This window comes from Maribacter luteus, from assembly GCF_009674825.1.
In the GTDB taxonomy this organism is placed as follows: Bacteria; Bacteroidota; Bacteroidia; order Flavobacteriales; family Flavobacteriaceae; genus Maribacter_A; species Maribacter_A luteus.
Window position 1 is genome coordinate 158,108 of the sequence record NZ_WKJH01000008.1, and the last position, 12,735, is coordinate 170,842.

Here is a 12,735-nt window from a genome sequence, read left to right on the forward strand (position 1 = left end):
CCTAAAATATATACATGCGAGCCTATCCGATTATGGAAATTTATAGCGGACAAAATTTTAAAATAAAGTAAAATGGAAAATCGAGAGGAAACATTAAAAACAGAAAAGTTCATTAGAAAGAATGTAACCTTTAAAAGTGTTGGTTCTACTATTGTGGGTCATCTTTACTTCCCTGTAGATACCGACTTTAATATGAAATATCCGGCTATTGTTACCGGAGGACCAATGGCAACTATCAAAGAACAGTCACCTGGTGTTTTTGCCAAAGCTTTGGCCGAAAGGGGTTTTATTGTTTTGGCCTTTGACTACAGGACTTTTGGAGAGAGTGAAGGGGAACCCAGACAGTACGAAGACCCAGCATCGAAGACAGAAGATATACAAAATGCGATTAGCTTTTTAGTTGCCCATAAAAATGTTGATAGTAATCGTATTGGTGCTTTGGGAATATGTAATAGCTCATCATACATAGCCGATGCATTGCAAAGTAATAGACGAGTAAAGGCTTTTGGTACTGTCAGTGGTCACTTTAGCTTGCGCGAAGCAACGGTTACAAACCCCTTAGTGCCTGAAGAAATGAGAAAGGCTATGTATGCTAAATCAGAAGAAGCAAGACAACAGTACTTTGAAACAGGAATCGCTGTGCCCGATGATATGCTTATGCCCGATATGAACGAAGCGCCACCTGCAGAAGCTGGGGTTTTTATTTGTGAGCAATATGATTACTATTTCCGTCGTAGAAAAGCGGAATGGCCAACTTACACCAACCACCTGGTGCCTTTTTCATTTGGGCAGATTGCACGCTCACATGGCCTCGACTATGCTGGCCAAATAGCTATTCCTTATCTAGGTGTTGTGGGAGAGAAAGCCTTTACACGTGAATTTACTGAGCGCTTTATTAAAGCGAAAACACATGGACCTGCTGAAATTAAAATCATAAAGAACGGTACTCATTTTAGCACCTACGACAAGCCAGAATATGTAGCAGAAGGAGCTGATGCTTTAAGCGCATTCTTCAATAAACACTTAGTTTGATCAATTCCGGAAAAAGTATTCGTCAATCCTTAAAATGTATTCAAGTACGAATGCCTAAATAATGAAATTTGCAGGGTAATATTTATTAAATGGAAGACGATGGCAGAGTCAAAAACCACATTCGAGTTCACTCATTTCTATCCAGGGTTTGAACCACGGAAGTTTTGGGAATTTCATGTAGACCATGAATGGTATACCCAGTCTGATATAATGATCGGTGAGGTTGCATTACTCAAAGAAGGTGAAGAACACCCATCAGGTTTGGGAGCGGTACGAAAACTAACTATCGGAAATATAAAGCTTGAAGAAGATATTGTAGGCTTTGAAGCTCCCAATTATTTTAGTTATGCGGTACGCCCGGGTGGAATGCCGGTAAAAAACTATGTAGGTGAGTTCTTCTTTGAATCTAAGGATAATGGACTACTTCTAACCTATAAAGGTAGTTTTTCCCCCAAACCATTTGGCACAAATTGGTTGTTCAAATACATATTTAGTTCACGTATGCGTAAAATGGTGCCTATTTGGGAAAAGGGTTATAAGGTGTATCATAAATTGTAGTTCAACGGAATAAAAAAGAGAATAAAATGGAAAATTCACAAAAGCAATTAGAAGAAAACAAAGCTATAGTAAATGCAGTATTTAAAGCCATTACAGATGGCAACTGGAGTTATGTAACAGAAACATTTGCCGATGATGCGAAAGTTTGGGTAGCTGGTGATATGCCCATATCAGGCAATCACACCAAAGACTTTGTAAGAGGTTTGGAAACAGGAAACCAAGCCATGTTCCCCAATGGAATGTCTCTTACTCCAAAAGCTATGACTGCCGAAGGCGACCGTGTTGCTGTTGAAGCTGAAACCTATGGTGAGCATGTTAGTGGCAAAACATATAACAACTTTTTCCATTTTTTATTAGTAATACGTGATGGTAAAATACAGGAGTGGAAAGAGTATATGGATACGAAACATGCCAGCTATACATTCTTTGGGGAATAAGCGTGATAATCGAAAATTTTACGGCGGGGCCTGGGACTGGATAAACCGCAGCAGTTAAACCGAAAGCAAGGGATTCAAAAGATTTCAGCAATGCATTTTATATTGGGTTCAACCAAGAAATTTTCAATAGGCACTTCAAGTACGGCATTTAAGCCAAAAATAGCTGATGACGAAGTAAATGTATTCTAGGGAGGTACTAAGGTTGTTATGGTTAAGACGGCTTATTATTACCTTATAATAAATAAATAAAGGAACAGCTGCTAATTTTATTGGCTTGAACATAGGGATGGCAGGGCATGAAAGTCTTCAATGGCTTTCAAGTAAAAATATCATTCGGGGAAGTAACAAATATCAAAACCAAAAAGTTCATAAAGCATTATTTTTATAGTATGGAAAGTATAATCAATATAAATCGAATTTCCGAAGTACATAAGGTATTGGAACTCCAAAGTCCGCAGCACCCCCTAATTTCGATTTTTTCTACAAGTGATAATCCTAATGTTGAAGTGCACAATGGTAAATATAGGGTAAACCTCTATATGATAAGTCTAAAAACGATGAAGTCGTGCGAAATGCTTTATGGTCGTAATTCTTACGATTATCAAGAAGGAACTTTGATCTATACTGCTCCTGGGCAGGTTATTGCTTTTGAAGCTGGACAAGAAAATAGTGTGGAAAAAGAAGAAGGTTGGACAATTGTGTTTCATCCCGACCTTATCAGGCATTCGAATCTCGCCCAAACCATTTCTGAATATTTATTTTTTGATTATGGAACCCATGAAGCTTTGCATGTATCGGAAAAAGAAAAACGTATTCTCCTTGAACTGATCAATAATATTAAAAGAGAGATTAGTGATAATATAGATAAGCATTCCCAAGAACTCATTAACATTAACTTAGAAAGTTTGTTAAAGTACAGTAACCGCTTTTATGACCGTCAGTTTTATACAAGAACAAACCTTAATAAAGGCTACCTGGTTCGATTTGAAAAATTCCTGAAAGATTATTTTGCATCGGGGTTATTAATAAATCAAGGCCTACCGACAGTACAACAATGTGGTGAGGCTCTCAATATGTCGGGCTACTATTTGAGTGATCTGTTAAAGGTGGAAACCGGGAAAAGTACAAAAGAACATATTACATTGTATATGGTTGAGCAGGCTAAAACAAAACTCCTGGGATCAAACTCATCTGTTAGTGAAATTGCCTTCGATTTTGGTTTTGAATATCCACAGCATTTCAGCAAACTTTTTAAATCGAAAACAGGATACAGTCCTTCGGAATACAGAACTTTAAACTAGAAACGAAATGAAAGCTATAATAACAGGTTCAACAGGAATGTTGGGTAAAGGGGTTTTACTGGAGTGTATTGATGACCCTTCGTTAGAACAGGTATTACTTATTAATCGAAAACATTTAGATATATCCCATCCCAAGGTTAAAGAAGTTATTCATAAAGATTTCAGGGACTTTACCTCAATAAAAGGGCAACTTGAAGGTTACGATGCATGTTTTCATTGTATGGGTGTATCAAGTGCTGGAATGAGCGAAGAAAAATTTACTGAAATTACATATACCATGTCAAAAGCTTTAGCAACAGTATTATATAGCATAAACCCTAACATGGTTTTTAATTATGTGTCGGGTGCAGGTACTGATAGTACAGAGAAGAGTAGCACAATGTGGTCACGTGTAAAAGGTAAAACCGAAAATATGATTTTGAATATGGGGTTTAAAGATGCCTATATGTTTCGTCCTGGGGCTATTTTACCAGAACGTGGTACAAAATCGAATACAAAATTATACCATATGCTCTATGTTGTTACCCGTCCATTATTTCCATTAATGAGGCGGATGAAATCGGTCACTACAACCACAAGAATAGGTAGGGCAATGATTAATTTATACGATCACCCTCAATCATTGAAGCATTTGGAAGGGGCTGATATTAATAAGGTCGCAGATATTAAGTAGATAAATCCACCTCAATCCACCAAAAAGTATACAACATTCGAAAATTTGTATACGTACCTTAGACCAGATGCATCCGATCTTTGTCCTATTCTTTAAAACATATAAAACAGGCAACAATGCAGACAAATACATTTGGCAAAAAAGGGTGGACACCCGATAGAATCAAAAATTTAAAAGGCAAAACATATGTCATAACCGGTACTACAAGTGGAACAGGTTTTGAGGCAACGAAAATCTTGCTATCAAAAGGAGCAAAGGTGATAATGCTCAATAGAAACAAAAAAAAATCAGAAGATACTATTGCAGTTTTAAAACAAGAACTTGGTAATACCATAGATGTAACATCCATACAAATGGATTTGGCTGAGCAAGCTTCCATTAAAAAAGCGGCTGGGGAAGTTCTTAAAACAGTATCGAAGATTGATGCACTAATTTGTAATGCTGCAATTGCCCAAGTGCCCAAACAAACATTTACGGTTGATGGTTTTGAAAGCCAGCTTGGTGTAAACCACTACGGCAACTTTTTATTGCAAGGAATGCTTTATCCACAAATTGAAGCATCTGAAGGTAGAATAGTCGTTGTTGGTAGTATGGGGTATAATCTAGGAATCAAAACCATACAGTTCGATGATATGAACTGGGACAGGAACTACGGTCCCAATGATGTATACAGCCAAAGTAAGTTAGCACAGATCATGTGTGTTTACGAATTACAGGATAGATTAAAAAAAGCCGGGAAAACCAATGTAAAAGTGTATGCCTGCCATCCAGGTGCTTCCAGAACTTCACTCATTAAGACCAGCGGCAGTTTAATGACACGCTTTATTTGGCAATTAATGAAGTTGTCCCCATTGGTACAATCAGCGGAAAAAGGTGCTTACCCACAAGTGATGTGTGCCACAGAACCGAACCTTGATCAAAATGGTTTTTACGGCCCTACTGGTAGAAATAACTGGACAGGTCCCGTAGGAGAACATAAATTGGAGCCGCACGCCAAAGATAAAGCGGTAGCCAAGAGACTATGGGAACTTTCAGAAAAGGAAACAGGTGTAAAATGGAATATCTAAATTTGTAATATGCAACATTTCAAAACATTATCATCGTATTTGGATTATATAGGACTGCCTAGACCAGAGCACCCTATGTTGAGTGTGTTCAATTCAAAAGGTGATGGTTACTTACCTTGTCCAAGGGAAAGTTCACCACCTATTACAAATGATTGTTATTCCATTAGTTTCAAAAAATATGTAGAAGGAAATTTAAACTACGGTAGAACAAAGTATGATTTTACGAACGGGGCCTTGATATGTATTGCACCAAGACAAGTGTTACAATGGGACAATAGTGTGGTCTTTGAGCAAAAAGGTTTTTCAATAAACTTTCACGAAGATTTTTTAAAAGGAACCGAACTTGCACAACAGATCAAAAAATACGGTTTCTTTTCGTACGCGGTAAATGAAGCGTTACACCTTTCCCCCAAAGAAGAAAAGCAGTTAGGGTCCATAGTGGAAAATATTGAGATAGAGTATCAAAACAACCACGATGCATTTAGTAAAGACATTATTGTTTCCCATTTGGACACGCTATTAAAATATGCCAATCGATTTTATGAAAGACAGTTTTTAAACAGGAAAGAACTGTCTAATGATTTATTGGAAAAGTTCAATAAGCAAATAGCTATCTATTTAGAATCCGGTCAACTACAGGAAAAGGGTATTCCGAGCATAGAACAAATCGCGGATGAAATGTCGGTATCACAACGTTATTTAAGTGATACACTTAAAAAAGAAACGGGTAAAACCACAACAGAGCATTTACACTTGCATTTAATAGATGAAGCAAAGAATATTTTATTACAACCCGACAAGAGTATTTCAGAAGTGGCTTATGAATTAGGGTTTGAATATCCACCTTATTTTTCTAGATTGTTTAAAAAGAAAGAAGGTATAAGTCCAACCGAATTTAGAGATAAATATAAACTCAATTAAGCTATGGAATTATTAAAATTAGCCACTGAATGGGCGAAATCCGAAGTTTTTTCAACACGTTTCTTCATCCTTTTTGCACTTTTGTTTTTAGTTGGAAGCGTTGGGTTTTGGCAGTTGGGAAAAACGGATTTGGCAAAGGCATACATTATACCGACATTGGTGGTAGGTGTTTTACTTATGACCATAGGACTTGGTTTATTTTACACCAACAAATCAAGGATTACCCAATTTGAAAATGCTTTTAATGCTGATGCTCCTGCCTTTTACCAATCTGAAATTGAACGTACCGAAAGTACATTAAAGGAATACACAGTTGTTTTCAAGGTCATTCCAATTCTAATAATTATTGCCGCATTAATAATATTACTCATTAATGCACCAACTTGGCGGGCTATTGGTATCACAACAATTGCCATGCTAATCATCATCATGTTAGTTGACGGAACCGCATACGCAAGAATGGAAACTTACCATAAAGAATTGAAATTGATGAATATAGGAATTGAAGTCGAAAAATAACTGTACATATCATTTTAAACCCGGATACAAGCCCATTCTCTGACAAAAGAGACCGAAATAAGCCGCTTTTAGAGGTTTTCTCACTTCCTTACTTTTATTTAACTACGTTTAAACTTTCTATAAAACAAAAAACCCATAACTCACGTTATGGGTTTCTTTTTGCGGAGAAAGAGGAACTATCCTAAAGTTTCTAACTAGCCGAAATACAGTAATTTATCGTATTTGGTAGATGTTTTACGCACCGATTTACGCACCGAACATGTAACTGTATGATAAACAGTGTTTTAAACTGGTGTTTTTTTGAAAACAGAACGCGAGTTTCAAATTCTTGATAAAAAGAATAATAGCTCATCAACCAATCTGGAAAAATATTATTTTTCAAACTTTAACATTCATTCAATGAAAATTATGAAGTTTGGATTGTTTTTTCTTAAACTTCTAAAGCTAAAATATTGTTTACAATAAATGGGTAATTCTTATTGCATTCTAATTCAGAAATGTGGTATATAATTTTGATTGATTTGGTATGTGTATTTTATTTAAAAATTTACTAACAGAATCCTGCATCATTTATTTAATATAGTTAAATGGCACTATTAACAATAAACCTAAAAAATAGTGATTAAAATCATTAATCGGATACGGCGAAACAATGCTATTTTATATTAATGCTATTAAGAAAAAACCCCTTTACAGTAATTTTCATTACTATAAAGGGGATACTAGTGACTAACTCAATAAACTCTAACTAAAATATTTCCATTTTTATTCTACGAATATTCATAGATTAATAGGGCTGATTTCTAACCGGGTCATTAAGTATATGACCAACACCATTGGAAAAGACGTAGTTGTGGTTACGTACGTTTTCATTCCAACCTCCAGAATAAGCTGAACTTGGTAATGGAGCACCTCTGTCATTTACTTTGATATCCCAATCTTCATCCCTACTATAAGCAATTAAGCCATCATCACCGGGAACGAGTGTTTGAAAAACGTAAAAGGTCCCGGTAACCCCTAAAGTTGGAACTTGCAGAACATAATCCATAGTGATGTGATATTTTAGTATTGTTCTTAGCTTTTCCAGTTTTTCCGGTGTATCCACAAACTCCATCAACTCATCCGGAGTTAGGTTGGTTTCAGCATCTTCCAAAGCCGTACCACTAAGACCAGTCACTATTTGATTGACATTTCCTGCTCCTATGAAAGCATTATTGTTCAATAACAAATAGGTTCTTAGCGTATCCGCAGTTTGATTAAAGACATCGATCATTTCCGCTTTCCTTATGGCCGCTTCCATATATTGAAAGTGTTCGCCATCTAAGGTGCCATCTTCATTTACACCATTTAAAGACTCAATAAATTCCCATGCGGTATTATTTTCAAATGGATCTGAAAATACGGCTCCACTTTCGAAATTATAGGTGTCCTGAACCTCTAGGTCACATGAAATGAGCGATATACCTATGCATAGTAGTAATACAAATTTTATTTTAACAAATGTTTTCATACGTATTATTTTTTTTATTTTAATATCCTGCATTTTGAGATAATAAAGGATTTTCCAAGAGATGGTCGTTATGAATTGGCCATAATAATCGCTCTTGGGTCAATGGATCAGAAATACCCCTAGCTTGTATAATAGGAGTCAAAGTTTCTATGGCCTTATCATTTCTGACCAAATCCCACCATCTTTTAGCTTCACCAAATAATTCAAAGCGACGTTCCTCTAATATAAAATCAAGACGTTCAGCTTGGGTTGCCCCAAATTCCATTGCATCCACTTGGGGTAATTGCCTTGCCGTTCTGATATCATTTATGAGCTCCAATGCCCTTGTTCCGTCGGCATTAAGATCATTCTCAATTTCGGCCAATAATAGAATCATATCAGCATAACGGTACACTACTACGTCGGTTTCATCTTCATTGGAAGGATACACCGTATCACCCCATTTTCCAGTTTTTGCCTCTCCTGTAAGAAGTGAACCTAATCCGGAGTAACCACTTTGGCGAGAATAAAAATATCTCCAATCCCCATAATTAAATCGTTCTTCTTCCATGGTACCCCCCATACCATCGTCTACAATCACTGTTCTTGTAGTAGCGGGATCAACACCAGGATATTTTGTTACCCATGCTGTTGAGTCTGTAGGAAACTTTTCGACCCACTTAGCTTCAACGTCGGGCGACATAAGGTAGGATGGAATTCCACCACGGAATAATTGCGCAATTCCCGATCTGTTCGGATTTCCTGAGCCAGCTTCTTCGCCTACAGCATCATATTTAATGGAAAAAATCAATTCCGGCCCCGTTTGTATCTTTCCAAAGGGTTCATCATCGGTATTACTATTGTAAAACAGATCCCTCCATTCCTGTGGTGTTGTAACCAAACGGTGCGTTCCTAGGTCGATTAAGGATTCTATTGCCGTTTTTGCCTTTGGATAATCTTTTAAATACAGATATACCTCGGCTTGAAGCGCATAAATGCTTGATTTGGAAAATCTAAATTCAGCAGACGGGATTGTGCTAAGTTCTTGAGCTCTTATCATATCAGGAATAACTATATCATTGATTATCGTGCTGGCATCGGTAACTGGTTTGAATGAATCATCGAATCCGTTAACAGGCTCTGTAAAAACGGGAACATCGCCCCAAACCCTCACTGCATCAAAGTACGATTTTGCCCTAATAGCAAGTGCCTCTGCAACGTAATCTTCATTATACCCAACAATATTTGGAGCATTGTTGATTACCGCATTGGCTCTAAGTACCGTAGCGTACAAATCTCCCCACCTAGCAGCTCCGTTCCCTGCAGATATTACGTTATTGGCTATTTCATCGTTATTTGCACTGGCACCTGTTGGCAAATGATTATCGGCCCTAAATTCGCCCCAATAAAAATATTGATCTTTATAGAATGCCTGCATCCCATCATAGACAGATGTTAATGCTGCGAACAAATCATCATTGTTTTCATAAAATGAGTCCTTGCCTATATCACTAATAGGCTCTTCATCTACCAAATCATCACATGACCATGCTCCAATCATAAGTACTAAAGCACATGTGGCAATTTTAAAGTTCTTTAAATCTTTATATTTTATATATTTCAACATAGCTCTTTTTTTTAAAATTGAAATTTAACACCTAAAATGATTTCTCTATCATTAGGGTACCTTAACTGGTCCATATTGGGTGTTAAGGCACTTCCCCTGTTACCTAACTCCGGGTTATAACCTTTATAATTTGTCCAAGTTATTAGATTGTTCACGGCAAAATTCATGGATGCCCCTTTTACACCAGGTATCTTATCAATAACTTTTTGATCAAAAATGTAGTTGAATCGAATATATCTCCATTTGATAAAACTACCATCAGATACAAAAAAGCTGTTAGGTTTTAAACGATTTTGAGGTACCCTGTCCAATCTTGGATAAATGGTCTCATCTCCAGGTTCGAACCAAGCTCCATAAACACGTTCCGGTCCTGGACTCTCGGCACCCGCCGCTAGGTCATTCCTGTCTTCGTCCCATCTACTATAAATATCATGGTTTAAACTAAAATCAAATAGCAAGCTGACACTTAAATTTTTATATCTTAAATCATGGGAAAAACCACCATAGGTCGTTGCCAAACCATTACCTAATATTTGCCTGTCATCTGCGGTGATATTAAAGTCACCATCCAGGTCCTCCCAAATAATATCCCCGCCTTCAGGAGTTCTCCCATTTACCTTTATTTTATTAACGGTATCGGTATATTCAGCACCATTCAATGTATAATTTGTGAAATTACCGTCTCCATCAAAGTTTGGAGTTAAACGAGTACCATCATCGGTATATGCATTGGACTCAGTATATTGGTAAACTCCTTGGTTTTTGTAACCATAAATATTGCCAATGGGCTCACCTTCTCGAACCAAATACCTTCCTCCGGGATAAAATTCGGTTCCACCATCTAACTTGGTAACTTCATTTTCAAGAAAACCAATATTGAAATTACTACTCCATGTAAAGTCTTTAGAATCTATAATGGTTCCTGTGATACTAAAATCAATACCCCTGTTATCAACGGCACCTACATTTCTTAGAATACCACTATAACCTGATTCTTCGGGTAATGGCGTTGTTGCTAAAAGACCGGTAGTCTTCTTTTGCCAGAGGTCAAGATTAATATCGACCCTGTTTTTGAGTATTGAAAGATCAAGACCTAGGTTGGTAGATTCTGTTTCCTCCCATGATAATTCTGGGTTTGCCAAAGAACTTTGAGGCCCAATCCCTGAATTGCCATTATAAGATTGCCCAGCTACTAAAACTTCGGTAAAATTATAGTTACCAATTCGTTCATTACCTGTTACACCCCAACTTCCCCTTACCAAAAGGTTGTTTATGAGTTCACTGTCCTTTAAGAAGTTCTCATTACTGATTCTCCAACCCAAAGTGGCCGAAGGAAACACACCATATTCATTTTCATCACCGAATCTTGATGAACCATCACGGCGAATGGTACCTCCTATTAGGTATTTGTCGGCGAAATCATAATTGAACCCAGCAAATAGTGAAAATAGATTATGCCTTTCGTTGGCATTATTATCGCCAGTAATGGAACCCGGTGATGCATTGTTCAAGGTCTGAACATATGAGTTGTTGAGTATTCTTGATCTAAAATCGGTATACTCAATGAAGTATTTTTGGATTTGCATACCCCCAAAGGCCCCTAAATCATGATCACCCCATCTATTTTTATAATTTAGGAAGTTTTCTTGTTGAATATCGTAGGTCATATCTTGAAGTAACCTTGCCTGATCATTACCTGTTTCGATTCTATTGGCAATAAGTTTCGTGTCAAACTGATCTTGTTTTCTAAATCTCCAATTTACACCCAATGTAGATTTGATCGTAAGTTTTGGTAAAACTTCCAATTGTGCATAATTAAAAACCTGGATTCGAAAATCCCTATCATCCCTAACCTGCAAATTGGCAAAAGCCAAAGGGTTTTTACGTCCACCAATCGTTGGTGTATACGAACCATTTGGTTCGTACAAAGGTAGATAGGGCAACCTTTCCACAAGATGGGTGAAAATACCCCCCTCTGTCAATCCTGATTTGTCTTGGTTGGTTAAGGCCAACCTTGTTCCTAATTTAAATTTTTTAGATACATTGGCATCTAACTTTAACTGGGTGTTTATTCTTTTATAATCACTATTGATTACTACCCCTTCTTCGTATAGATAGCCGGTATTCCATAAAAATCTAACCTTATCACTACCACCACTAATTGAAAAGTTTGTTTGGGTTCTTACTGCCGGTCTAGTAAGCATAGATTGTAAATCGTAATCATTTCTTCGAAGTAAGCTTAAAGAATCCCGTTCTAAACGAGGTAAAGTTTCTAAATTACCCGCTCTTTTTTTCTCAAGTAAAAATCGTTCTTCGGTATTTACGACAGGTAAATCCCCGACTAAAGAATTAAACCCCGTAGTTTGGCTTACTTCTATCTTTAAATCACCTGATTTACCCGATTTGGTTGTAATGAGAACAACCCCGTTGGCTGCCTTAGAACCATAAATCGCTGCGGTAGCCCCATCTTTTAACACCTCTAATGAAGCAATGTCGTTGGGGTCGATATTGTCAATATCATCCAATTGCTGGCCATCAACAACGTATAAGGGAGAAGTTCCACTACCAAAAGTAGAGACACCACGTATACGAATATCAAACCCTTGCCCTGGACCATTGTTGCTCAAAATCTGAACCCCGGCCAATTTTCCTTGTACGGCATCAAAGGCCTGTACAGGTGAGGCTTGCACAATCGATTCCGCTTTGACCGACGCAATTGAACCAAGTACTTTTTTACGTTCAACTGGGGCATAACCAATAACCACAACCTCTTCTAAAGCTTGGGTGTCTTCTTCTAACGTTACATTAATGTTAGAAGTATTCACTGTAATCTCTTGCGTATCAAATCCGATATAGGAAAATAACAATACCTTAGAACCCTCTTTAAGGGTTATGGCATAGTTGCCGTCAAAATCAGTTGATACTCCGTTCGTTGTTCCCTTCTGTACAATGTTTACTCCAGGAATGGGTTCTCCATTGACATCGGTTACCGATCCCGCTACTGATTTTACCTGCGCAAAAGCAGTAGAAATAGATAACATGCAGAAAACCATTGTCATCAAAACAGGTAACATTGTAAAACGCAATCGTCTGTTACACTTTTTTTTCATT

At 37.2% G+C, this 12,735-nt stretch carries 11 protein-coding genes; 8 read left to right on the forward strand and 3 right to left on the reverse strand.

What is annotated here, in order from left to right; all coding sequences use genetic code 11:
- Positions 1 to 72 precede the first annotated feature (72 nt).
- The 8 genes from GJ691_RS11160 (at position 73) to GJ691_RS11195 (ending at position 6,508) form a co-directional block, all read left to right on the forward strand.
- Positions 73 to 1,032, forward strand: a complete 960-nt coding sequence (locus GJ691_RS11160) for an alpha/beta hydrolase (RefSeq protein ID WP_154366892.1) — start codon at positions 73 to 75, stop codon at positions 1,030 to 1,032.
- Between the two features lie 99 nt (positions 1,033 to 1,131).
- Positions 1,132 to 1,590 (forward strand): SRPBCC family protein, encoded by a 459-nt coding sequence (locus GJ691_RS11165; protein WP_154366894.1) that lies wholly within the window; start codon positions 1,132 to 1,134, stop codon positions 1,588 to 1,590.
- A 26-nt stretch (positions 1,591 to 1,616) separates the two neighbouring features.
- Positions 1,617 to 2,027 carry a nuclear transport factor 2 family protein gene (locus GJ691_RS11170; RefSeq protein WP_154366896.1) on the forward strand — a complete coding sequence of 137 codons (411 nt, stop codon included), beginning with the start codon at positions 1,617 to 1,619 and terminating at the stop codon, positions 2,025 to 2,027.
- 389 nt (positions 2,028 to 2,416) lie between these two features.
- Complete coding sequence (locus tag GJ691_RS11175; RefSeq protein WP_154366898.1) at positions 2,417 to 3,328, forward strand: helix-turn-helix domain-containing protein; 912 nt, start codon at positions 2,417 to 2,419, stop codon at positions 3,326 to 3,328.
- A 7-nt stretch (positions 3,329 to 3,335) separates the two neighbouring features.
- Positions 3,336 to 4,001: an NAD-dependent epimerase/dehydratase family protein gene (locus GJ691_RS11180; RefSeq protein ID WP_154366900.1), complete on the forward strand. Its 666-nt coding sequence runs from the start codon at positions 3,336 to 3,338 to the stop codon at positions 3,999 to 4,001.
- Positions 4,002 to 4,117: 116 nt separating this feature from the next.
- Positions 4,118 to 5,068 carry an SDR family oxidoreductase gene (locus GJ691_RS11185; protein WP_154366902.1) on the forward strand — a complete coding sequence of 317 codons (951 nt, stop codon included), beginning with the start codon at positions 4,118 to 4,120 and terminating at the stop codon, positions 5,066 to 5,068.
- Between the two features lie 9 nt (positions 5,069 to 5,077).
- Positions 5,078 to 5,989, forward strand: coding sequence for a helix-turn-helix domain-containing protein (locus tag GJ691_RS11190; protein WP_154366905.1), 912 nt, complete (start codon positions 5,078 to 5,080; stop codon positions 5,987 to 5,989).
- Positions 5,990 to 5,992: 3 nt separating this feature from the next.
- Positions 5,993 to 6,508 carry a hypothetical protein gene (locus GJ691_RS11195; RefSeq protein ID WP_154366907.1) on the forward strand — a complete coding sequence of 172 codons (516 nt, stop codon included), beginning with the start codon at positions 5,993 to 5,995 and terminating at the stop codon, positions 6,506 to 6,508.
- A gap of 787 nt (positions 6,509 to 7,295) precedes the next feature.
- Here GJ691_RS11195 and GJ691_RS11200 read toward each other — a convergent pair.
- The 3 genes from GJ691_RS11200 to GJ691_RS11210 are packed head-to-tail and all read right to left on the reverse strand — an operon-like array spanning position 7,296 to position 12,734.
- Positions 7,296 to 8,018 (reverse strand): hypothetical protein, encoded by a 723-nt coding sequence (locus GJ691_RS11200; protein WP_154366909.1) that lies wholly within the window; start codon positions 8,016 to 8,018, stop codon positions 7,296 to 7,298.
- 19 nt (positions 8,019 to 8,037) lie between these two features.
- Positions 8,038 to 9,624, reverse strand: coding sequence for a RagB/SusD family nutrient uptake outer membrane protein (locus tag GJ691_RS11205; RefSeq protein ID WP_154366911.1), 1,587 nt, complete (start codon positions 9,622 to 9,624; stop codon positions 8,038 to 8,040).
- A gap of 11 nt (positions 9,625 to 9,635) precedes the next feature.
- Positions 9,636 to 12,734 (reverse strand): SusC/RagA family TonB-linked outer membrane protein, encoded by a 3,099-nt coding sequence (locus GJ691_RS11210; RefSeq protein WP_154366913.1) that lies wholly within the window; start codon positions 12,732 to 12,734, stop codon positions 9,636 to 9,638.
- Position 12,735 lies beyond the last annotated feature (1 nt).